Raw genomic sequence first — 22,219 nt, 5'->3', positions numbered from 1 at the left:
GTCAACTATTTTTTCGTTTTCCGTTCCCTGCGGGAACCATTTATATTTTTCAAAAATCCCGTAAACATGGGCATTTCCGGATTTTTGGCACAAAAAAAAGCCGATTTTTTTTCATTTCGGCTTTTAATCGGTCTGATTATTTTCTACAGCCAGAACATCAGAAGTGCGGTGCTCTCCGGCATATGGGCTTTGCCTACGCTGCAGGTAACGGTGATGGAGACCATTCCCTTTACGTTTCCCAGGTGGGTCTTCATGAAGCGGCAGGCACTTAGGGGAATGCGAACTTTGCCCTCCCGGATGGCGGCTTCGTAGAGCTGGCCCTGGTCTACGTATTTCAGGGATGAGAGCCTTCCCCGCATATCTGCCCCGTCGATCCGGGAATGGGCGTGCATCTCACGGGTGGTCAATTCCAGCCAGCTTCCTCGGGTATTGTTCCGGATGCAGGCCAGATGCTCGAACCCGTTGTTTGCCATGGAAAGCTTCGTTGTGCCTTCTGTGTTCAGCTGATAAATGGCAATTCCTACTTCGAAGCGGCCTTTTTCCAGCACATGATCCAGATAATAGAGGCTTCCTTTTTCTGCATTTGTCTGATTTCGGGATTCCTTTACCTGGCCGGAATTTCTGGTCATTGTCATGAGAAGGCTGTAATCTACGTTCTCAATGAGCTGTCTTGTTTTTTCGGGGATCTCGGATGCCGCGATCCCGATCCGTTCCAGATAGGCGCCGACTTCTTTCAGGATCCTCTGGTATGTTTTCAGTGCGCGGGTACCCTTTTCGGTAAATTCATAGCCTTCACTCAGGTATCCTGCACCAATGCATTCTTTAAAAAAGCGGCTTACCGGGCCATGGCTGACTCCGCAGGTATCGGCGATCAGCGCCACGCTGCCTCGTTTTTTGCCAATTTTTGCGAGCTCTGTCAGATATCGGATCTGCAGCATGGATGGGTGGAGCAGTCCTTCGGTGTTTTCTTTTTCCATAATCTTCCTCCTACCAGATATGTACATCCAGCTCCCGGCTATTCCATTCCATGGGTTTCTCGTCTTCTCTGGCAAATGCCACAAGAGCGGTTCCCTCTATGACCGGGTCGTGATGCCGGAGAAAATATTGAAATACGCTGGTAGGGATCAGTGGGTTTCCGTCTTTTTCGGCAGCTTTCATCCAGCCGGTCTCCGGGTCCTGGTACCAGAGGTCCAGACGGTTCTTTGTCTGGTCTGTGCAAAGGAGTTCGAAGTAGCTGTCCTCTTCTTTTACGTGGAGGCAGATCTGCTCCCGGTAGTCTTTAAATTCTGTGGTCAGCCTTCTCGGGCAGGTTTTTTCCATGTAGTAGATGCCCATCATGAAGGTGTAGTCTCCCGGTTCGTAGTAATACCGGAGGTCTGTGTTTTTCATGACACGCTCAAAGGTGCTTCCGTAGTTGATGAAATTATGGATCTGCTGCACGGTTTCTTCGCTTACTACATGCTCCATGCGGCAGGCGTCTTCTTCTGCGGTTTCGCTGTTTACACCTACATACTCCAGAAACTGGGTGAAGGTTTCATGACGGTGGCGGCATTCTTCTCCGCGGATGCGTCCCAGTTCAGTCGGTCATTTTTTGCGGACAGTTCATACATGCTATCCTTTTCTGTTCTCTGCTCCTGCGTTTGCTCTCGTTTGATTTCTCCCTCCGTATCTTCTTGGCACAAGCAGGACAATACCTTGATGCACCAGAGCCCGGGACATATTCAACGCCGCACACCGTACAATTTTTAGCGGGCATTGCTGCCCACCGTTTTGTAGGTATGATATGTAATTCATCGACAAAGCCGATGAATTTATAGTAAATCTTGATTTCCTGCTTCACTGTTCCGTCTGCCATCTTCTCACGCTCCGAAACAAGTATCTTGTCTATGAGTGCGTTTATAACTGTTGCATCCAGTTCTTTTAAGCCTTGATAATTTCGGATAAGGGCGAGGAAGTCACGGATTCCCCGTGATTTCTCGTAGCTTTCATTAAGAGTTTCCGTCACCTCTTTCAGCCTTGCTTCAATTTCAAGCTGCTCTTTCTGGTATTTCCCCGACATCATCTCAAAATTCCGCTCGGTAATACGCTCCATGACCTTATCCTCGTAGAGAGAGGAAAACAGCCTGTCCAGTTCCGCAAGGCGTTTGTTCAGCTTCTTACGTTCTTTCTCTAATGCTTTCGCCCTGCTCTGGTCTGTTTCCGTGAGCCGCTTTTCTATGGCCCTGACCGCCTTTTCATCATTCACTGCCATATCCGCAAAACAGTTGATGTCGGCAAGAACGGCATTGAATAAATCCCTTGCTTCTATATTGTGGGCACTACACTCGCTTCTTCCGTTTCTTGCATAATTATTACATGAATACTGTACACAGTCGATAATCTCTGGGCGTTTCCTCCTGTGTACGTTCATTGCCCGCAGAGCACATCCGCAGTCCACACACTTGATAACGCCTGCAAAAATATTTACAAATCCTCCCTTGTTCTGTGGAAGCCTACGACTTGTAATAAGCTGTTGGACAATATCAAATTCCTCCTGCGTGACTATTCCCTCATGGGTATTGGGTATCACTTCCCATTCTTCGGGCAGCTTAGAGGGGCGTTTCTTGCTTTTCATATTGGCGGCAATCCGTTTGTAGCCTACAAGATTTCCCGCATATATCGGGCTTCTTAAAATGCTCCTCACGCTGTTCCCACTCCAAATATAGCGTTTGTCCTCGTTCCCCTCAAAATGACGTTCAAAGCCTGTTTCGCCACGCTCCGCCGCATAAGCGGCAGGGCGTAGGATATGCTGTTTATTAAGATGTCTGCAAATTTTGGCAACTCCATTCCCTTTTAATGCAAGGTCGAATATCTCTTTTACAACATGTGCCACTTTATCATCTATCAGCAGATGGTTGTGGTCGGCAGGGTCTTTGATATAGCCATAAGGGGCGGTAGTTCCCATGAATTTCCCCTGTTGAAACCTCGCCCGATATGCCGATTTTATCTTAACAGATATGTCAGCGGCATACATTTCGTTTAAAATGTTGCGGAAAGGCGTGATGTCCATAGCAGATTTATTCAAGGTATCTACGCCGTCATTGACCGCTATATACCTCACGTTATGCTCTGGGAAGAAAACTTCCAGATATAACCCACAATCAAGATAGTTTCTCCCCAGACGGGATAAATCTTTCGTAATCACGCAGTTTATCAGACCGCTTTCAATGTCTTTTATCATATTCTGGAAACTTGGTCTTTGGAAATTTGTACCAGAATAACCATCGTCCACATACGTTTTTGCTATGTGCCATCCCTGCTTTTTCACATAATCCGTGAGGATGGATTTCTGTGTCGCAATGCTCGCACTCTCGTTATCCGTACCATCGTCTTTAGATAAGCGGCAATAAATGCCGACTAAATAGATTTTCTTTTCTTCTTTGATTCCTGCCATACTGTAAAACCTCCGTATCTGTCCTATCTGTTTTCATGTCCCATTGCGTACATTCTAAGCGGACAGCCCCTCATTGTCGAAGGTGTCGCCCTCGGCAATCTTCTTCCGAATATCCTCGGAGATAATCGGGACAAACGCTTCTGTAACGGTCTGTGTGCCGACATATTCACGGCTGATTATCATCTGCACTGGTGCTTTTGGCACGATACGCTTTCTCTTTTTATCTGCTTTCTTATCCTCGCCCATACTTAAATCTTCCTTTCCAGACAGGGCAGGGAAGAGTTTGGAAATGTCCCCGCCCTGCCAATCAGATACCATTAATCCTCGCTGTTTAATTCTTTCTGTAATGCTTTAAGGAGTGCCGCCGCTTCATCAGCGTTCAGCGTGATTCCCTTGCCGCACTTTTCACGGTTCGGGGAAAAGCTGCGGATGTCATACTTCGGCTCTTTCCCATTCCATGAAATGAGATTGATTTCCTTTGTGTAGCCACTGTCGCCCGTAGACAATACTGCGATTTCCTTTACGATTTCATACTGGATTTCTCTCATTCTCCATACCTCAACTCTCTGTATTTACTTCCCGAAAAAAGAAGATTAGCGGCTGTCACGGTTGCGTTTCCTCTGCAACTCACGCTCCAAAAGTTTGATGATGGTTTCCTCCATCTGCTTCGGCGTTGTGTTCTTCGGAAAGTATTTTTTCAGCTTGCTTGTGTTGATTTTCAAGGTTTCTTTCTGGTTGCCCTTTTCCTCCGTCATAATCGCAAATATCGTATCCATGTCAAGCCGCCCGCTCTGGCTTAACTGTTTCATCCGCTGTGCCTGTGAGAGTGAGGGCGTTGCTTCTTCGCTCTCCATCGTGGCAAAGAGGTTTTCCTGCTCGTCTTTCTTCAAGAAGGACAGTTCCACCGCAGGCGTGAGGGCGATTTTCCCCTCGTCCACCATCTGCAAAATCGGCGGTATCAGTTCCGTCAGGCGGATAAAACGCTGCACGGTCATCCTGCCCACGCCGAAGCCCTGTGCCACCTTGTCGTCCGTCCGCAACTTCGTCACAACTTGTGACGAGGTTAAGTCTGTGCGGAAACCCTGCCGCTTCATGGCTTCGGATTTCATCTTGTAAGCAAACGCCCGCTCCGATGGCAGGATATTCTCACGCTGCAAATTGCTGTCTACAAGGGTGATGATGGCTCGGTCACGGTCTAAGGGCAGGACAAACGCAGGCACGGTATTTATCCCTGCAAGTTCAGAAGCACGGACACGCCGCTGTCCTGCAATCACTTCATAACCGTCCCCGTCCTCTTTCGGGCGTGTGATTATCGGCGTGACAATGCCAAATTCCTTGATGCTTTCCGCTAACTCTGACAGCGTTTCATCCTCTGCCACATGAAACGGATTGTCGGGAAACGGGTACAAGTCTTTGGTCTTTAACACCTTAAAATCCTGTTTCTTCATTCACATATCTACCTTTCTTTCGCTCTGCTTTTATGGTTTTTCTGCAATTCTTCCAACACTTCGGGCGGTATCTTTGAGAGCAGCCGCCCCATCTGCTCGTTGGTTCTCTGCAACTCAAATATCTTCTGGTTCGCTTTCTGCACCTTTAGTTCCTGCTCATACTTTTCATCACGCATACGCCCCGCATAGTCTGATTCCTGCCCGATTTGCTCCTTTAGGCTATTGATATAGGCACTCTGCTTACTGATTTCCTTTGAGAATTTCTCCACGTCTGGGAGCCATGCCGCAATCAGTTCCAGAGCCTTGTCACGCTTCTTCCCTGCATTAAAGGCGTTGATGTCGGACAGTGCAGACACAATTTCCTCATACTGTTTATCAAGCCTGCCGCCCAACTTATAGAGCCATGTGGGGACATGTTTCCGCTTCGTTTCCATTGAGGACTGACCTCTTTCAAGCTGATTCCACCGTGAGGACATCCGCTCATGGTAGGCGGTCTGCCATTCGGACAGGCTCTTTTGATTGCCTAAAATTGTTTTGGCAGACAGCTTATTGTCTGGTGTAATCGGCACAAAACAGAGGTGCATATGCGGCGTTCTCTCGTCCATGTGGACGACTGCGGAGAGGATATTTTTCTCCCCGACACGCTCTGAAATGAAATCCAGAGCCATCGTAAAATACGCTTTCTGTTCTTTGGGCGGCAGGCTGTTCATAAATTCTGGCGAAGCCGTGATAAGCGTTTCCACCATCATCACGCTATCTTTCCTCGTCCTGCACCCTGCTTCGGCTACCATGCGGTTAATCTCTTTCTTGTAGGTGTACCTCGGCGGATTCACAAGATGGTAGTTATCTTTCGAGCGTTCCATATCTATATCTGGATTGCTTTTATAGGCTTCTTTTTTACGCTCGTTGTGGCGTTCGCAAGCCGCAACGCCGCCCGCTTTGCGTTTCTGGAAACGCAGGATTGCATAGGGCATAATTCATCATCTTCCTTTCTTCGGCGGGTAAACTGCCCTTTGGGTGACAGCGGTGACGGCGGTGACAGCAGTTTTGGGATACCCCCTACCGACTGCCTCAACTGTCACCCTTATTCCCTGCATGACGGTCATGTCGATGATGACGGTGTTTTTGGAATACCCCCTCGCAAGAGCCGTCACCGTCATGCTGCCATTCTTTTATCCGAAGCGTGGAGCGTAGGATAAGCAGGGCGTAAGACCTGCCATAAGGGAGTCCAGAGGGAACGTCTGGCACACGACTTTGCAGGGCAAAGTGTAGTGTGTTACACCCTGTAAACGCAGTCGGAAAAATCGGAAGGATTTTTCTGACCGCAGGGGTGGTTTTACACGCCGAAAAGGGCGGGTAAATCCTACGCCTGCACTTTGCGTTTACGGGGTGTTCTCCCGCAGGGATGACAGCGGCAGGGTATCCTAAAATCACTGTCACCGCCGTCACCGCTGTCACCCGCAGGGCAGAGTCGCCAGCTTTACACGGCTTTAAGCGTCAATGACAGTAACAGGGGGTATCCCAATATCGCTGTCACCACCGTCACCGCTGTCACCCGCCCTCCTTGCAAGGGCAATCCGCCTGCCGTCTTTCCTGCGGCTGTACTGGTAGCAGATACGGTTCTCGCTTAAAAATGTGGTGCGGTATTCATTCAGCCATTTCGTAATCACCGTGGGTATGGTTTCCGTTTCCCTCATAGCGGCTAACAGCTCCGTTGCCGTGCCTGCCCATTCTTCCTTATCCCTCATAAAATCCACCAACCGAAAAAGGACGTCTGGTATCGTTTCTTTCGCAAGCTGCTCCTGCGTTTTTCTCTCCACAAGTTCCCAACTGCAATCACGGAAACGCAGCGTGTATTCCTGATAGGGCGTGTCCCTGCCCGTCACATACAGCTTGGCGGTGTCGGATGCCCGTTTCTCCTTTTCCAGAACAAAGGTAGCGTCCGCACTCCCCGTTAAGCCTGTCGTCCCAGACACCTTGTTGAACACATCGCTGTCATTCTGCTTTCGGATGTGGTGTACGACAATGACCGCCAATGAATGCCTGTCGGCAAAGTCTTTGATTAGTGAGATGTCCCCATAGTCGCTTGCGTAGGCATTGTCTTTTGAAGCTGTACGGACTTTCTGCAAAGTGTCAATGACAATAAGCCTGCTGTTTGGGTAATCTTTCAGATAATCTTCAAGCTGCACGATAAGACCGTCTGACAGCTTGCAGCTTGCCACGGCAAAGTGAAGCCGCCTGCTCGCTTCGTTCGTCAATCGGAACAGCCTGTCCTGTATACGGCAGAACGTGTCCTCAAGGCAGAGGTAAAGCACGTCGCCCTCCATTGTCGGCATATCCCACAAGGGAAGTCCCTGCGACACGCATAAACATAGCTTCAGCATGAGCCAGCTCTTTCCTATCTTCTGTGAGCCGCAGAACAGCGACAAGCCTGTGGGGATAAGGCTGTCCACCACAAAGGACGGCTTCTCAAGCGGTTCATAAAGGAGCGTTTCGGCGTTGACTGTCTGTAACTTCTGCATGGCTTTCCTCCTTTCGGGCGGTGTTTTTGTTTTCGTTGCACATAGGCGTTGACCTCCTTAAAAATAGATTTACTCCCACGAAGAAAAAGTGAGAGTATGTAATGCCGCCAATCCCACACAAATAAAAAACAGATTTCTTTTTCGGGCGGTGTCGGTCACGGTTGGAGATACTTCCTCATTTCCGCCTTTACTTTCTCCTTTGCAATCGCAACAGATTTCTGTATTGCCGAAGCGGTGCAATGCTCCATAGCGGCGATTTGGTAAAAATTGAACTCATACTCGTAGTAGAGCAGGAAACGCCGCCTTTGTATCTCTGGCAGTCCGTCAACCGCCTTACAGAGCAGTTCTGCCCGTTCTGCCTCAATCATTTGTTCCTCTATGCTCTTAGGCAGCTTCAACGCCCGCCTGTTCAGCGTTTCGTCCCATACTTCCGAAAACTCCCTGTGCCGCTCGTCCCATTGGAGGAGATTCCTGTTCCTGCGTTCCATCTGCCGAAACTCCATAAAGAACTGTTCCGACACTTCCAACTCGTGGGATTTGCCCTGCCCGTCCTTAAAGCTGATAAAATACCTTGTGCCGCTTTCCGTGGATTCCTCCCGAAGCGTGTACGCCTTAACTCTGTATGCCATCCCGCTTGCCTCCTGCAAAAAATAAGTGAGGGGATTTCCATCCCTCACCCAGTAGCCCGCAGGACGGCAGGCTGTTTTAGACGCTATAAAATTTTCGTAGCTTCTTCCGCAGATGGTCTAACCTCGCATAGATGGCACCAGTCGTCAAATGCACGAGCGGGGCAATCTCCTTTGTGGAATACCCCTGCATTTTCAGCAGGACGATTTTCAAGGTACGCCCGTCCACCGCGACTAATACTTGATAGAGATTTTCGCTCTCAATCTCGTCCAGTAACTCCGCAACCGTACCCACTTCCGTCTGCCGCTCCCTGTCTGCCATGTCCTCAAGGTATTCCGCAATGTCATTCGTCCATCGGTAAAACCGCCTGTTGGAATTGAAGTCTGCCCTGTCCGCAATGCGTATCTGCTCAATGGTCGCTTCATCAACGCCGCACTCACGCAGCAGCTTTTCCTCCGCTTCTTTCCAGATACGCCATTTCCTGTCCTCCCGTCCGTGGTTATATGCCATGCTTCTTTTCCTCCAATCAGAATTGATTGAGAGGGCAGAGAAAAACCCCCTCATTTTCCCAAAGGAAAAAACAAGGGGGCTGAACGCCTTAAATTTTAATTTTCTATTATCTTTCTTAGTTTTCTTAGGATTCTGGCTTTGCGTTTGTTCACAACGCTCTGGGTTATGCCGAACCTCGCCCCGACTTCACGCTCAGAAAGTCCGTCAAAAAAGATTGCCTGTATCAATTCCTGTTCACTATCCGACAGCAAAGGCAGGGCGGCTTTCAGCCTGTCCACCATAACCGCATTGACAACGGTTTCCGCAATGTCTGCCGCTTCATCAGCGATAAAGTCTAAAGGCTTCCCCTCGCTGTCCGTAAATCCATCCAGAGAAAGCAGGCTGTTCTTCGTATCTAATTTTTTCAGATAACGCCACCGTTCCTTATCTCGGTAGAAGTCCGTGTATTGCTCCCTCACGACTTCAAGCAGACAGCCTTGAATGGGGATAAACAGCTTGTCCATATAGGTCTGGTCGGATTCCCTGCGGCGGCAGAAATCCGTATAGGACAGTTCCACATATCTGCCGCTTTCCTTGATATATACCTTTCTCGGTGCGTATTTCACTGTAAGTACCTCCCATCTGAATTTTTGAAATGTTCAAAATCCAGATGGAGAGGTGGCGAACGACACCTAACACCACTAATAGCCCTATGGCACTTTCCAACAAAAATCGACAAAAGAAAAACCGCAAAGGCTCTATGACCTTTACGGTTATGGGAAATATTAATTCTGTTGTATGGAGATTGTACTTCTACATTCAAGGCAGGAAGTGCCGTTGCATAGGCAGAAATTTTTTTAACTGGTTTCCTGCCGTTCTCTGATATGCTATGTATTGATAAATTTTGCTTCGTATGAGCAGATAGATAACTGCCCGAAAAAAGGACATAAAAAAATCCCTCCAAATTTAAAAACAAATTCAGAGGGTAATTTAGGGTATAACAAAATAACCCACCCGAATATCGTTTTTTTTATTTGGTGAGTTTGTTCTTTCAAATACGAAACAAATGCTCATGTACGGTAAAGTATCACAAGAAAATTATGTCGAATTGACAGCCGCCTCCGCTATACCGAATAAGGAAATAAAGAGTCCTCAAATTTTGCGCTACTAAATGAAGACGAGCGGAAGTAATCTCCCGCTCGTCAGTAAACTTAACTATGCCATATCAATCCCGCTTCTTTCCCGCCACCGGCACTAAGAACAGCGCGGGCAACAGCAGGAAAGCGGTACAGACCAGCCCCCAGGGTATGGACACCTGCTGGGCTACCAGCCCCACAATAGGCCCGCCGATGATCTGCCCGAAAGAGTCCAGCTGTCCGCTGGTGGAAAAGACTGTGGCGCGCATTTTCTCATCCACTTGGTCGTTCATCCAGGCGGCCAGCACAGGCTCCTTGATGGTGCGCATAAGCCCCGCCAGCAGGAACACCAACAACATGAACCAAAAGCTCCGCCCCACCGCGAAGAGAACCAGGAACAGGATATACCCGGCGCTGGTGGACATGACCACACTGGTTCGGCTGACAGTCCCTTTTTTCTCCATGCGGGCGATGAGCAACTGAGAAGCCAGAATACCTAAGCCGCTGCCGATAAGACTGATAACACCGAACCAAGTGACGCTGTTCAGCGGCCCGATAACGGGTATTACCGTGTCATCCAGAAAATGAGCGGTGGAGAGCCGGTCAAAGCCTTCACTGGCAAGTCCCCCGCATAGTGTGATTGCTAAGAGCGCCAGCAACACAGGTGCGCCTTTCACAAAGCCCAGGTTGAGCTTGAACAGGCAGACAAAGTCTTTAAGCAAGCCCTGCCGTTCCTCAATAGCAGGGGAGAAGTTGGTTTCTGGCATGATGCGAACCATCACCAGCCCCAACAACAAGCACAAACTGCCCCCCAAGATGACAGGCATTTGCAGGTTTATGTTTCCCAGCAGTGTGCCCAGCACCACGCCCAGAACGCCGCCGATTTGCCCCATTTGACTGCCCCGCAGGAACACCTTGTCTATGGGTTTGTCCTCTTCCTCCGAGGCAATCCACGCCTCCAGAGCGCCGGTGATGAAGGTATCACCGCAACCCCAGACAACCTGGGCCAGCAGAACCGGCGCGAACCACGGTAGCGCACCCTCCATCAGAAAGCCCAGGCCGTAGAGGAACATTCCAATCAGCACCGAGCGCCGACGGCTATACAAATCCGCCACCACACCGGTGGGCATCTCGAACAGAAAGCAGGAGGTCTCCTGAACCGTCCCTACCAGGACAAGCTGGAAAGCATCCAGCTGCACCACCTCCAGGTGGTACACGATGGAAAGCACTGTGGACATAGAAACCGCCAGGGAACAGACAAATCGGAACAGCAGGTAGACAGAATATGCCTTTGAATTTTTAGCAAACATGAAGTTACATTCTCCTTTCAAATCTCATTTTATATGACTTTTGCAAGCTGTTAAGCTAACTTGTGGAACATATGCCGAACCTTATCTATACGGCTATTCGGGCGGCGGGGTTGGCAAATAAATTTACCAATAGCTGGCTGGTATCCTTTTAACTCTGTCAAGCAGACTCCCTGCCCATTTGTGAAATAAGTTAAATCGTTCCTGTATTCTTGAATACATCTAGCAGGGATTTCTCCTTTCAGAATGACCTCGTCATTCTTTATCTGAGTACTTACAATATCTGCACAATACCTTGGAGCATCATGATACGCCCGTGAGAGATATTCCTGCGGTGCATAAATTTCAAAGTGGAGATATGGCTCTAATAGTTCTGTCCCTGCTTTTTTTAAAGCCTGCTCCAATACGATAGGGGAAAGCAGCCGAAAGTCTGCGGGGGTACTTACAGGACTATAATACAATCCATATTCAAAACAGATTTTACAGTCTGTCACTTTCCATCCATACAGCCCCTGCTCGCAGCCATAAAGAACCCCCTCCATAACCGCATTTTGGAACGATTGATTTAAATATCCAAGTGAAACTCTGCTTTCATACTGCACTCCGCTTCCAATAGGGAGCGGCTCTATGGACAACCCGACAGAAGCCCAGAAAGGATTTGGCGGGACTTCTATGTGGATGGTATATTCTGCTTTTCTAAGCGGTCTTTCCATATATATAACAGTAGGCTCTTTTATTTCTGCCTCCACATGATATTTTTCCTCAAGGATGGCACAAATGACTTCCATCTGCACATTCCCCAAAAAAGATAACATAATCTCATGGGTAACAGTATCAATGTCAAAATGCAAAAGAGGGTCTGTATCAGCAATCTCTGCGAGGGCATTTAACAGGGCTTCCCTTTGCTCCGGCTTTTGCGGCTCTACCGTTGTCCGAAGTAATGGCATGGGATTATCAATCCGTGTTTTGTGAGGCAGGAGTTTTTCATTTCCCAGGATATCGTTCAGTTTCAAAGTATCATCAGCTAAAATAACAATTTCTCCCGGACAGGCATGGTCAGCCGGGACGATTTCACCGTTTGTCGGAACACACATCTCTGTGATTTTTATTTTCTCTTTTTCAGATATTCTAATAACATCCCTCAAATGCAATGTTCCGCTATATATACGCACATAAACAAAACGCCGCCTTTTCTCTGAATATTCAATCTTAAAAACCTGCCCGCATAGTTCAGATTGACCTTCAGGCGTTGATGAATAAAATTTACTGGCAATTACTTCTATAAGCTGCCGAATCCCCAGATTGTTTTTAGCGCTTCCGTGATAAACGGGAAATAACGTTCCGTTTTGGAATCTCCTGTTTTCTTCCTGTTCCAGTTCTGACATTTTAAACGGTTTCCCTGACATATATTTCTCTAATAGTTCATCGTTTCCCATAATTACCGCATCCCACTGTTCCATATCGTCATTGTCCGTTACATTTATATGGGGATGCTGCCCAACCTTTTGCTTCACTATAATTTCCGAAGAAAGCTTTGCTTTCATTTCCCGATATACCATTGGCAAATCAATCCCCTCTTGGTCAATTTTATTGATGAAAAAAATTGTCGGAATCTTCATTATCTGTAGTGCATGAAACAGTATACGGGTCTGTGCCTGTATGCCATCCTTTGCAGAAACTAATAATACTGCTCCGTCTAATACGGATAAAGAACGGTATACTTCCGCCAAAAAATCCATATGGCCTGGCGTATCTATAATGTTGACTTTTACATCCTCCCACTGAAAAGATGTCACTGCTGTCTGGATAGTGATTCCCCTTTGACGCTCCAAATTCATTGTATCTGTCCTTGTTGTGCCTTCATCTACGCTCCCTAGTTCTGCAATTGCACCACTGGTATACAATAAACTTTCCGTTAATGTTGTCTTTCCTGCGTCAACGTGAGCCAGAATGCCTAAGTTAATTATTTTCATGTGATTTTCCTCCTATCAACACCCAAAAAAGGGCATAAAAATACCCAGTGATAAATACTCCTATCACTGGGTAAATAACTCCAATAGCCCCAAAACACTTATATGTTTTCGGGCATATAAAATTACATGATAAAAGTATTCTTAAACTGGGTACAAAAAACTAAGCCCCATATTAAAAGTGAAACGAGACTGCTACTTTTTGTTCCCACTATCAAATTGACAGTTTATTTAAGAATACCTTGCCGCATATTTATTAACTCCTTGTATAATACTGAATCTAATTATATTCCTTAACCCTTTATTTGTCAAGCTGACAAACTAAATATGCAAAAATAATTTCCTTTTCCACAATCTCCCTCGCACAAGCCCTTATGTTATTGAGGCATCCTGTCCATTCTAAGGCGTTTTCTGCCTTTAGCTGTTCCGTTATGCCCTGTGCCTGTTTCATACCCTCTATGAGCCTTTCAAAGCGTTCCTGTGCCTGTCTGTTGATGTCGGCAAGGTAGGCGTTTAGCCTGCCGCTTGTAAGAAGATTGGTGTATGTAACTTTACGGTACTGTTTTAGATAATCTAAATGCCGTTGCCCCCAGATGCCTATTGCCTGTTCTTCTTCGGCGGGTACAGTTAAGCACGGTATCAAATAATCCCCTTGCCTTTCGTATTTGCCGCCCAGTTCCTCAAATAATGATTTTGCCATTGTCTGTTACCTCCACATTCTTTTTTATTTTGAATGTCCGCAAAATCCGTCCTACATCTGTGAGACAAACGTAGGAGTTTTTTTCTTCTGTTTTTACATAGCCCCGTGCGGAGAGCTGCTTCAGATAGGCCAGCACTTCCCTCCGGGTCATCTCCATCCGCCCGCAGATCTCCGGAATGGTGATCCGGGTGTCCTTTTTTGCAAGAGAACAGAGCTCTTCCAGCATGTCTTCTTCGGTTTCTCTTTTGGAAGAGGGCATGCTGTGGCCCAGTTCTTCTGTGAAATCCTGATCATTTTTCATGTTTTTTCTGTTCTGAACTTAATTTATATTTGCGGCTGTGTTAGTTCAGACTAATAAGTATTATAGGAGATGGGCTGCGGGGATGTCAAGAGGGTAAAAAAATCCCACCGGCTGGATTACAGGATTATTGTAATTTAGCTGGTGGGATGATGATCACACTCTCGGCTTCACACCTTTGGTGTCTCGCTTGGCGAGCTTGACTTTGTTGAGTACATATGGTTTGTCGTGGTAGGTAATAGCATACTCCTGGCGGCTTTCCAGAGGGTAGGCGTGGTGGATGCGGTCTTCGCCGGTAAGCTTCATGCCGCGGACACCCATGGCGTTTTTCCTGGTGACAGAGATCTCGGTTTTCATGATACGGAGGAAGTAACCTTTCTCAGACTGGAACACAACCTGATCCATCTCGTCGGCTGCTCCTACGAATACAAGGCGGTCATCCTCTGCAAGCTTGGTGGAAACAATGGTACGCTTGGAAGCACGGAACTCTTCTCCCTTTACCAGCTTGCACATGCCGTTCTCTGTAACAAAGAGTACTGTGGAGGCTGCTACCTGGCTCAGCGGAGCTACGTATAGGATCTGCTCGGAAGTACTGTCATAATTACCCAGATTATCTGCCGGAACGCCTTTATCACGGAAACGTACCAGAGGAATATCTTCCGCCTTCACTGTATGGAGCTTGCCGGTATCTGTAAAGATACAGATCTTGTCCGTATTCATGCAGGTAAAGACATAACGGCTCTCTGCGTGAGCAGCTTCTTTATTACGCTCGTAGGCATTCTTGTCAATGAGACGCATATACCCGAAACGGTCCATCAGGAAGCAGACCTCTGTCTCTTCCATCTTCTTCTCTTCGTAAACAGCTTCCTCTGCATTCTCAATAGAAGTCTTACGCTTACTGCCGTATTCCTTCTTGATCTGATCCAGTTCTCCCATGATCACTGCTGCCATGGAATCATAATTATTCAGGATATCCTCATAGGCAGCAATGTTCTTCATGGTTTCCTCATGCTCTTTCATCAGGGCATCGATTTCCAGACCGATCAGCTTGTAGAGACGCATATCCAGAATGGCTGTGGCCTGTCTCTCTGTAAATTTCAGAGATTTTGCAGCTTTCTCAGAAGTTTTGGTCTTGAATTTAATCCCTTCTGTAACACCGTCGGTCAGGCATTTCTTTACCTGGTCGCGGCTCTTGCTGCCACGGAGGATCTCGATAATCAGGTCAATGACATCGCAGGCTTTGATAAGGCCTTCCTGGATTTCCCTTTTCTCCCTCTCTTTTGCAAGAAGTGTAGTGTACTTTCTGGAATTGACTTCAAATACAAAGTCCACATGATGGGCAATGATCTGCTTTAAGCCCAGTGTCTCCGGTCTTCCGTCTGCAACTGCCAGCATATTGACACCGAAGGTATCCTCCAGTCTGGTTTTCTTGTAGAGCATGTTGGTAAGGTTCTCAACATCTGCGTCACGCTTCAGTTCCAGAACGATACGGATCCCTTCTTTGGAGGACTGGTTGGAAATATCCACGATATCTGTGGTCTTCTTGGTTTCCACGAGAGTTGCGATATCGTTGAGGAATTTCCCGATGTTGGCACCGATCATGGTGTATGGGATTTCTGTGATCACCAGCTGCTGACGGCCACCCTTCAGCTTCTCTATTTCCACCCGTCCACGGATACGGAGCTTTCCTGTTCCGGATTCATAGATCTTTACAAGGTCGTCCTTATTTACTACGATACCGCCTGTCGGAAAATCCGGGCCTTTGAGATAACGCATCAGCCCACGAGTGCTGATATCATTGTTCTTCATATATGCCTTGACTGCATCTACCACCTCGCCAAGATTGTGCGGCGGAATGCTGGTAGCCATACCAACGGCGATTCCGTCTGCTCCGTTTACAAGGAGATTCGGAATACGCACCGGAAGTACTACAGGCTCCTTCTCTGTTTCATCGAAGTTCGGCATAAAGTCCACAACGTTCTTATCCAGGTCTTCCAAAAAAACCTCCTGGGTCAGCTTCTCCAGACGAGCCTCTGTATATCGCATGGCTGCGGCTCCGTCTCCCTCGATAGAACCGAAGTTTCCATGTCCGTCCACCAGAGTTCGGCCTTTCTTGAACTCCTGTGCCATAACTACAAGGGCATCATAAATGGAGCTGTCTCCATGAGGATGATATTTACCCATGGTATCTCCAACAATACGGGCACATTTACGGTACGGGCGGTCGTAACGGATGCCAAGCTCATACATATCATAAAGGGTACGGCGCTGTACCGGCTTCAGCCCGTCACGTACATCCGGCAGTGCTCTGGAAATGATAACACTCATGGCGTAATCGATATATGATTTCTGCATGATCTCCGCATAATCGGTGCGGATGATATTGTCCTGTTTTGTATTCATAGTTTATTCTCCCAATCAAATATCCAGCTCTGCATCTGTAGCATGCTCGTAGATAAAGGCCTTACGTGGCGGAACATCGCTTCCCATCAGAATCTCTGTCACATCGGAGGCCATGCGGGCATCTTCGATCTCCACTCGCTTCATCATTCTTGTCTCAGGGTTCAGGGTAGTCTCCCACAGCTGCTGGGCGTCCATCTCACCAAGGCCTTTATATCTCTGGAGTGTGAAGCTTCCCGGTTTATGGCTCTTACGGTATTTCTCAAGAGCCTTATCATCGTAGAGATATTCCTCCTGCCCCTTCTTCGGCATCACCTTATAAAGAGGCGGCATAGCGATATACACATGCCCCTCATAAATAAGCTCTGGCATAAAACGGTAAAACAAGGTCAGAAGCAGGGTGGAAATATGCGCACCATCCACATCCGCATCGGCCATGATCACGATCTTATCATAACGAAGCTTGGTAATATCAAAATCGTTTCCGTATCCTTCGGAAAAACCACAGCCGAATGCATTGATCATTGTCTTGATCTCTGCATTGGCCAAAACCTTATCAATGGTAGCCTTTTCTACGTTAAGGATCTTACCGCGGATTGGAAGGATTGCCTGGTAGTTACGGTCTCTGGCTGTCTTGGCAGAGCCGCCGGCAGAATCTCCCTCTACAATAAAGATCTCACAGAGAGACGGATCTTTCTTTTCGCAGTTAGCAAGCTTGCCATTGGAGTCAAAAGAATATTTCTGCTTGGTGAGGAGATTGGTCTTGGCACGCTCCTCTGTCTTACGAATCTTGGCTGCCTTCTCTGCACAGGAAAGTACCGTCTTTAATGTCTCAAGATTTCGGTCAAAGAAAAGCACAAGCTGTTCTCCCACAACTTTACCTGTAGCTCTTGACGCATCCTGGTTGTCAAGCTTGGTCTTGGTCTGTCCTTCAAAACGGGGCGCGGGATGCTTGATAGATACAACTGCTGTCATGCCGTTTCGGATATCTGCTCCTGTAAAGTTCGGATCTTTATCTTTCAGCACACCGATCTCACGTGCATAAGTATTCATAACTGTTGTAAAAGTTGTCTTAAATCCTGTGAGATGGGTACCGCCCTCTGCATTATAAATATTGTTGCAAAATCCAAGAACATTCTCACGGAACTCATTAGTAAACTGAAAAGCCACCTCAACACTGATCCCATCTGCTTCACCTTTGAAATATACCGCTTCATGAAGAGGCTGTGCATTCTTATTCAGATCACGAATAAAACCAACGATTCCTTCCGGCTCGTGATATTCGATATCTTCCGGTGTCTCGCCTCTTCTGTCCTCAAAATGGATGGTAAGTTCCGGATTCAGATAAGCAGTCTCATGAAGACGGCTCTTCACATCAGCTGCCCCGAAACGAGTCTTCTCAAAGATCTCCGGATCGGGAAGGAAGTTGACGCAGGTTCCTGTTTCTTTCGTCTTCCCCAGTTTCGGAAGAAGGCCTTCCTCCAGCTCAATAGTCGGGATTCCTCTCTCATAGTGGTCATGATGTATATAACCGTCACGGCTGATCTTAATGTCCAGATATGTGGACAAAGCGTTTACTACTGATGATCCCACACCATGAAGACCGCCGCTTGTCTTGTATGCGGAATTATCAAACTTACCGCCTGCATGAAGGGTTGTAAAAACAAGACGCTCTGCTGATACTCCCTTGGCATGCATGTCAACCGGGATTCCACGTCCGTTATCTTCTACTGTACAGGAACCGTCCTTCTCAAGAACTACATGGATCCGGCTGCAGTATCCTGCAAGATGCTCATCCACCGCATTATCCACGATCTCGTATATCAGATGGTTCAGTCCCTTTCTGGACACGCTTCCGATATACATACCGGGACGTTTACGTACGGCCTCAAGGCCTTCCAGGACAGAGATACTGCCCGCATCATAAGTGTCTTTCTTTGCCATTCCACTGATTCCTTTCTTTTTTATTTCGAACATTTGTTTGTATTATATCAAAAATATTTATTATTTTCAATTGTTTTTTTATTGCAACAGCTTATCTATTCTATCAAAAGAGCCTCGAAACTGCAAGCAAAAACAGGAAACACTGCTCTTTTCGGGAATGCTAGCGTTACTGTTCTTTCCACAGCCAGTAACATATTATCCTTAAAAAAGTATGTTTCCTGTTTCTTCAATATTTCTTTATTTGTCAGTCAAACAGAGCTGTCACGAAATTTTTTCAAGAAGTTTTTTCTTATCTAAGGGCTTCGAGAAATAATATCCCTGGATCATATCCACGCCCCATTTTTCCAGAAGCTTTACTTCCTCTTCTGTCTCTGCACCTTCTGCGATCACCTTGTAGCCCATATGCTGCATGGTCATTACAATACTGTGATAAAAAAGTGCCGCCTGTTTATCCGTACAGACGTTCATCAGAAGCGATCTGTCCATTTTTACTGCCGAAAACGGGATCCGCAGCACAGCATTCAGATTGGCATAACCAGAACCGAAATCATCCAGGCACATATGTATTCCTGCTTCCGCAAAATCCTCGATAGCTGTACAGAAACTCTCACTGTATTCCGTAGCTACCGTTTCTGTGATCTCAAACTGAAAATACGCAGGATTCAGACCATATTCCTGTATGATCCCGATAAGCACGCGGCTGTATCCAGGCTTCATAAGTTCAGAAGGAGACAGATTAAATTTCACATTCCAGATGTTCTGCATAATATACTCGTGCTCTTTGATAAAACAGCAGACTCTTCGAAGCTGCAGTTTTCCAACCTCTGAGATCAGTCCCTGTTTTTCTGCGATCCCGATAAAAACATCCGGTGGGATCATCCCCAGTGTAGGATGTTTCAAACGGCTCAGTGCCTCAAGTGTAATAAAACTCTGTTTTTTTATGGAGTAAACCGGCTGATAATATACCTCAAACAGATCCTTTTCTACTGCCTTCCTTAAAAAATGCTCCACTTCCTGTTCATACCGGAATCCTTCCAGGAGTCTGCTGTCCGACTGAATCAGCACCGTTTCTTCCGTATTCTGGGAAAGTGATCCCATATATTCAATATATGCAAGAAGAATATCTTCTTTTTCCATTTTCTCAGCATTCATGATCCCGCAGATTGCTGCATGCAACGTCACATTTTCTTTTCCTATATGGAACGGTTTTTTCAGAAATTCTCTTATTTCATCTCTGGCTTTTTCGTAATCAGACAGGGAATCCAGCACTACCAGAAAACTGTTTCCTGTAACGCGGAACACCTGGAGAGATCCTGTGATCTCCTGAATCCCTTTTGCCAGCTGGATCAAAAGCTGGTCACCTGCACTTGTACCATAAATCCTGTTGATCTGCTTCATATTGCAGGCATCAACAGCCAGCAGATGAAAACTATCTTTCCTGTATATTTTTTCTCCGATCCATTTGTCAAAATACTGCCTGTCAAAAAGCCCTGTCATACTGTCCGTGTAATCTCCGGGATTGTTCAAAGTCAGATAAATAAGCCATAATCCTGCCGCCACTCCAAAACCAGTAAGCAGCCATCTTCCTGTCAGAAGCTGAACAGCAAGACAGCCTGTCTCAATTCCAAGAAATCTCCAGATCGTCTGCCTGATCTCCTCCTCTGCTGTTTTTCCATAACGTGCAGTAAAATATGCAATGATCAGAGCAAAAAATGCTATATAAATATAGATCATGTCATGAAAAAAACCTTTCGTCAGCAGACCATTTTTATTAAAATCAAACAGCCATCTGATCCTGATGTTCAGAAGTACAGCAAGGCACATGCCTACCGGTACAACGAACCATGCAGTTTTCAGCCATTTATATTTCTCTTTCTGTCTTCCTGTGATAATACGTACATAGCAGAAAAACATATAGGGAAGTATCACCGTACAGAGATAGTACAGAGTAAAAACAACTTCTGCTGTCTGCCGCCTTGTCCCACATCCTTTTTCTGCAAAAAATCCGCAGATCAGATCCAGCGCCACATAAATACCACCCAGAGCCAGAAAATTCGCAAAAAGCCGGTTTTCTACATTGCTCAGTCTTTTATGAGAAAAATAGTGGGCCGAGATCAATGCTATCAGGACAAGCGCTGTTACCTGAAAATAATTAGTATACACTTTTTTCCTCCTTCTTTTTGTTCTCATAAAGCTTCTGGTCTGCCTCATATTTCCAGTCCCCAATGGTTTTATAGCTTCCATCGGGTTTTCTGAGACAGCTGCTCCCTGCAGATAAAGAAACACGGCATCTGCCAGATTTCTCACTGTTTCCTGCTTCTTTTTTCAGCTGTTCCAGCCAGAACCATTCCGGTTTCTCCGGATCACGGACAAGCACCGCAAATTCATCGTCTCCAATACGATAACAGGTGCCTTTCTCCCGAAAAACATTCTCAATACATCTGGCAGAAGCTGCTACCAGTTCATCTCCCAGTCCCCGCCCGAATTCCTTATTTGTAAAGCGGAGATGATCAATATGAATATAAATAAGAAGAATATCCTGATATTCTCCAGTGTGAACGACCATCTCTTCGAGGGCTTTTTCAAATCCTGTTCTTGTCTCAAACCCTGTCAGTCCATCTTCTCTGACAAGACGTTCGTAGGCCTGGGTTTCCATACGGTAACGGATATTATCTGCCATTTCCATAACAACATCTGCAATAAGGAGTACCAGAAATGCCAGAATTCCCAGTTCAAAGATCGCACCATAATAAGGAATCTCAAACAGCCAGTACAGAAGCAGTGCGCTTAATCCGCTTGCCCCTACAATAACATAGGCTATAAGAAGAAAGAGCAGTTCTTTTCTCTTCTCCTGCCTGTACTCCCGTATCAGAAGCACTGCCAGGATCAGTACCCACGTAAAAAGCAGGATGTGGGTAACAAACAGCATATTTGTGAACTGTGCGATCCCCAAAAGCACCAGGATTCCCTGCACCAGTGCATTACAGTAAAAGGCCTGGATTCCGATATCCAGGATCTTGTATCTTGACATGTTCCCCATCTTCTGCTGAAAATGGATCATCGGCACGGCAAACAGCATAAACATGTAAAAAGATACCAGACATAAAGCATCAGGACTGCTGCTATAGCTCTGTGCCATAGAAGAATCTGTTACCAGCCATATACTGCACATCCCAAGAAACAGAGCTACATCCCGGAACCGGCCACCTGACATCTTCCGATTTCTCAAATAGAGAAAAATACACAACGCAACTGCACATAATACGATCATGACAACTGCCGCTCCCAGTGGAATGATTTCTTTTTTCAGCTGGTACAGTGCCACTGCTCTGCCAGTTCCTATGTAGACCTGATCGATCTTGTACTTTCCGCGCTGTGGAGTATGGTAGCTTAAAGTCAGTACTCTTCCCTTCGTGTCATTTCCCAGAGGTGCAATGCAGTCCAGTTTGGATTTCATCTGGGTATTCCGTGCAAAAAGTGCTTCTTTATACTGGTACAGGATCTTTCCGTCCAGACGGATCACAAGGTCATACTGTGCGCCTGTAGTTATCACCGTCATCTCTGCATTATCTTCGCCCGGATTTTCATTATAAAGGATGAGTGATTCTCCTTTTTGGGCTGGCAGTTCTGCCGGAAGGGTGATATCTTTTCGTACTCCATCTTCTATATAATACCATCCACCGGACAACGGCTGCACCTGTTCCTGTTTCTGCCAGATCCCACCCTCGCAGAATATCAGAAACAGCAGTACAAAAACGGCAAACGTAGCAAAAAGCAAAACCGTTTCCAGCTTCCGTCCTGTATTTTTTTTTGTTTTGTAAGTCATTTTTTTCCTCTTTTAACCGTTCATAATCTTTTCTTTTTACTCTCTGTGTTCTATCATAACATCAATACAATTTTCCGTCAAAAAAATTGTCAAAAATGTTCAATAAATATATATAAAAA

General features: G+C 46.5%; 20 protein-coding genes and 1 pseudogene. All 21 read right to left on the bottom strand.

What is annotated here, in order from left to right:
* Positions 1 to 143 precede the first annotated feature (143 nt).
* The 21 genes and pseudogenes from AC04Q4_RS00735 to AC04Q4_RS00635 all read right to left on the bottom strand — a co-directional run bounded on the left by AC04Q4_RS00735 (position 144) and on the right by AC04Q4_RS00635 (position 22,100).
* Entirely contained in the window at positions 144 to 977 is an 834-nt protein-coding gene (locus AC04Q4_RS00735) for a hypothetical protein (RefSeq protein ID WP_118513693.1), read from the bottom strand.
* Positions 978 to 987: 10 nt separating this feature from the next.
* The gene (locus tag AC04Q4_RS00730) at positions 988 to 1,467 is read right to left on the bottom strand and encodes a hypothetical protein (protein WP_476388287.1); all 480 of its coding nucleotides are present in this window, start codon (positions 1,465 to 1,467) and stop codon (positions 988 to 990) included.
* Between the two features lie 3 nt (positions 1,468 to 1,470).
* Positions 1,471 to 1,566 (bottom strand): annotated as a pseudogene (locus AC04Q4_RS00725) (metal-dependent transcriptional regulator); the annotation flags it as partial.
* Between the two features lie 10 nt (positions 1,567 to 1,576).
* On the bottom strand, positions 1,577 to 3,433 hold the full coding sequence (locus tag AC04Q4_RS00720) for a recombinase family protein (protein ID WP_001820670.1): 1,857 nt from the start codon (positions 3,431 to 3,433) through the stop codon (positions 1,577 to 1,579).
* A gap of 54 nt (positions 3,434 to 3,487) precedes the next feature.
* A complete protein-coding gene (locus AC04Q4_RS00715; RefSeq protein ID WP_001820669.1) occupies positions 3,488 to 3,679 on the bottom strand; it encodes a hypothetical protein in 192 nt (63 codons plus the stop codon).
* Positions 3,680 to 3,750: 71 nt separating this feature from the next.
* Entirely contained in the window at positions 3,751 to 3,981 is a 231-nt protein-coding gene (locus AC04Q4_RS00710; protein WP_001206986.1) for a YdbC family protein, read from the bottom strand.
* Between the two features lie 45 nt (positions 3,982 to 4,026).
* Entirely contained in the window at positions 4,027 to 4,881 is an 855-nt protein-coding gene (locus AC04Q4_RS00705; RefSeq protein ID WP_000743700.1) for a ParB/RepB/Spo0J family partition protein, read from the bottom strand.
* Positions 4,882 to 4,889: 8 nt separating this feature from the next.
* Positions 4,890 to 5,855 (bottom strand): MobV family relaxase, encoded by a 966-nt coding sequence (gene mobV, locus AC04Q4_RS00700; protein WP_002596256.1) that lies wholly within the window; start codon positions 5,853 to 5,855, stop codon positions 4,890 to 4,892.
* A gap of 6 nt (positions 5,856 to 5,861) precedes the next feature.
* Positions 5,862 to 6,041: a hypothetical protein gene (locus AC04Q4_RS00695; RefSeq protein WP_004613323.1), complete on the bottom strand. Its 180-nt coding sequence runs from the start codon at positions 6,039 to 6,041 to the stop codon at positions 5,862 to 5,864.
* A gap of 330 nt (positions 6,042 to 6,371) precedes the next feature.
* A complete protein-coding gene (locus AC04Q4_RS00690) occupies positions 6,372 to 7,403 on the bottom strand; it encodes an AAA family ATPase (protein WP_476388286.1) in 1,032 nt (343 codons plus the stop codon).
* A 155-nt stretch (positions 7,404 to 7,558) separates the two neighbouring features.
* Complete coding sequence (locus AC04Q4_RS00685) at positions 7,559 to 8,032, bottom strand: RNA polymerase sigma factor (protein ID WP_002596254.1); 474 nt, start codon at positions 8,030 to 8,032, stop codon at positions 7,559 to 7,561.
* A gap of 76 nt (positions 8,033 to 8,108) precedes the next feature.
* The gene (locus tag AC04Q4_RS00680; RefSeq protein WP_002596253.1) at positions 8,109 to 8,540 is read right to left on the bottom strand and encodes an RNA polymerase sigma factor; all 432 of its coding nucleotides are present in this window, start codon (positions 8,538 to 8,540) and stop codon (positions 8,109 to 8,111) included.
* A gap of 95 nt (positions 8,541 to 8,635) precedes the next feature.
* Positions 8,636 to 9,145, bottom strand: coding sequence for a sigma-70 family RNA polymerase sigma factor (locus AC04Q4_RS00675; protein WP_002596252.1), 510 nt, complete (start codon positions 9,143 to 9,145; stop codon positions 8,636 to 8,638).
* A 599-nt stretch (positions 9,146 to 9,744) separates the two neighbouring features.
* Positions 9,745 to 10,965, bottom strand: a complete 1,221-nt coding sequence (tet(40), locus tag AC04Q4_RS00670) for a tetracycline efflux MFS transporter Tet(40) (protein ID WP_118442957.1) — start codon at positions 10,963 to 10,965, stop codon at positions 9,745 to 9,747.
* A gap of 50 nt (positions 10,966 to 11,015) precedes the next feature.
* Positions 11,016 to 12,935, bottom strand: coding sequence for a tetracycline resistance ribosomal protection protein Tet(O) (gene tet(O) / locus AC04Q4_RS00665; protein ID WP_109215033.1), 1,920 nt, complete (start codon positions 12,933 to 12,935; stop codon positions 11,016 to 11,018).
* A gap of 298 nt (positions 12,936 to 13,233) precedes the next feature.
* Positions 13,234 to 13,632 (bottom strand): TnpV protein, encoded by a 399-nt coding sequence (locus AC04Q4_RS00660; RefSeq protein ID WP_476388285.1) that lies wholly within the window; start codon positions 13,630 to 13,632, stop codon positions 13,234 to 13,236.
* Positions 13,613 to 13,933: a hypothetical protein gene (locus tag AC04Q4_RS00655; protein ID WP_476388284.1), complete on the bottom strand. Its 321-nt coding sequence runs from the start codon at positions 13,931 to 13,933 to the stop codon at positions 13,613 to 13,615. The genes AC04Q4_RS00660 and AC04Q4_RS00655 overlap by 20 nt, the downstream gene beginning before the upstream one ends.
* Before the next feature lie 153 nt (positions 13,934 to 14,086).
* The gene (locus AC04Q4_RS00650; RefSeq protein WP_476388283.1) at positions 14,087 to 16,333 is read right to left on the bottom strand and encodes a DNA topoisomerase (ATP-hydrolyzing); all 2,247 of its coding nucleotides are present in this window, start codon (positions 16,331 to 16,333) and stop codon (positions 14,087 to 14,089) included.
* A gap of 15 nt (positions 16,334 to 16,348) precedes the next feature.
* On the bottom strand, positions 16,349 to 18,274 hold the full coding sequence (locus tag AC04Q4_RS00645) for a DNA gyrase subunit B (protein ID WP_476388282.1): 1,926 nt from the start codon (positions 18,272 to 18,274) through the stop codon (positions 16,349 to 16,351).
* Positions 18,275 to 18,535: 261 nt separating this feature from the next.
* Complete coding sequence (locus AC04Q4_RS00640; RefSeq protein ID WP_476388281.1) at positions 18,536 to 20,437, bottom strand: EAL domain-containing protein; 1,902 nt, start codon at positions 20,435 to 20,437, stop codon at positions 18,536 to 18,538.
* The gene (locus AC04Q4_RS00635) at positions 20,427 to 22,100 is read right to left on the bottom strand and encodes a GGDEF domain-containing protein (RefSeq protein WP_173737629.1); all 1,674 of its coding nucleotides are present in this window, start codon (positions 22,098 to 22,100) and stop codon (positions 20,427 to 20,429) included. The genes AC04Q4_RS00640 and AC04Q4_RS00635 overlap by 11 nt, the downstream gene beginning before the upstream one ends.
* Between the last annotated feature and the right edge of the window lie 119 nt (positions 22,101 to 22,219).

The sequence above is a fragment of the Blautia sp. HA8986 genome (assembly GCF_056504635.1).
This window is presented reverse-complemented; position numbering and strand designations above follow the sequence as displayed.

What these genes read in the sequence shown, in the direction of transcription:
- AC04Q4_RS00735 (WP_118513693.1), bottom strand. Translation starts at nt 977, where the DNA reads ATGGAAAAAGAAAACACCGAAGGACTGCTCCACCCATCCATGCTGCAG.
- AC04Q4_RS00730 (WP_476388287.1), bottom strand. Translation starts at nt 1,467, where the DNA reads ATGGAGCATGTAGTAAGCGAAGAAACCGTGCAGCAGATCCATAATTTC.
- AC04Q4_RS00720 (WP_001820670.1), bottom strand. Translation starts at nt 3,433, where the DNA reads ATGGCAGGAATCAAAGAAGAAAAGAAAATCTATTTAGTCGGCATTTAT.
- AC04Q4_RS00715 (WP_001820669.1), bottom strand. Translation starts at nt 3,679, where the DNA reads ATGGGCGAGGATAAGAAAGCAGATAAAAAGAGAAAGCGTATCGTGCCA.
- AC04Q4_RS00710 (WP_001206986.1), bottom strand. Translation starts at nt 3,981, where the DNA reads ATGAGAGAAATCCAGTATGAAATCGTAAAGGAAATCGCAGTATTGTCT.
- AC04Q4_RS00705 (WP_000743700.1), bottom strand. Translation starts at nt 4,881, where the DNA reads ATGAAGAAACAGGATTTTAAGGTGTTAAAGACCAAAGACTTGTACCCG.
- mobV (WP_002596256.1), bottom strand. Translation starts at nt 5,855, where the DNA reads ATGCCCTATGCAATCCTGCGTTTCCAGAAACGCAAAGCGGGCGGCGTT.
- AC04Q4_RS00695 (WP_004613323.1), bottom strand. Translation starts at nt 6,041, where the DNA reads ATGACGGTGACGGCTCTTGCGAGGGGGTATTCCAAAAACACCGTCATC.
- AC04Q4_RS00690 (WP_476388286.1), bottom strand. Translation starts at nt 7,403, where the DNA reads ATGCAGAAGTTACAGACAGTCAACGCCGAAACGCTCCTTTATGAACCG.
- AC04Q4_RS00685 (WP_002596254.1), bottom strand. Translation starts at nt 8,032, where the DNA reads ATGGCATACAGAGTTAAGGCGTACACGCTTCGGGAGGAATCCACGGAA.
- AC04Q4_RS00680 (WP_002596253.1), bottom strand. Translation starts at nt 8,540, where the DNA reads ATGGCATATAACCACGGACGGGAGGACAGGAAATGGCGTATCTGGAAA.
- AC04Q4_RS00660 (WP_476388285.1), bottom strand. Translation starts at nt 13,632, where the DNA reads ATGGCAAAATCATTATTTGAGGAACTGGGCGGCAAATACGAAAGGCAA.
- AC04Q4_RS00655 (WP_476388284.1), bottom strand. Translation starts at nt 13,933, where the DNA reads ATGAAAAATGATCAGGATTTCACAGAAGAACTGGGCCACAGCATGCCC.
- AC04Q4_RS00650 (WP_476388283.1), bottom strand. Translation starts at nt 16,333, where the DNA reads ATGAATACAAAACAGGACAATATCATCCGCACCGATTATGCGGAGATC.
- AC04Q4_RS00645 (WP_476388282.1), bottom strand. Translation starts at nt 18,274, where the DNA reads ATGGCAAAGAAAGACACTTATGATGCGGGCAGTATCTCTGTCCTGGAA.
- AC04Q4_RS00635 (WP_173737629.1), bottom strand. Translation starts at nt 22,100, where the DNA reads ATGACTTACAAAACAAAAAAAAATACAGGACGGAAGCTGGAAACGGTT.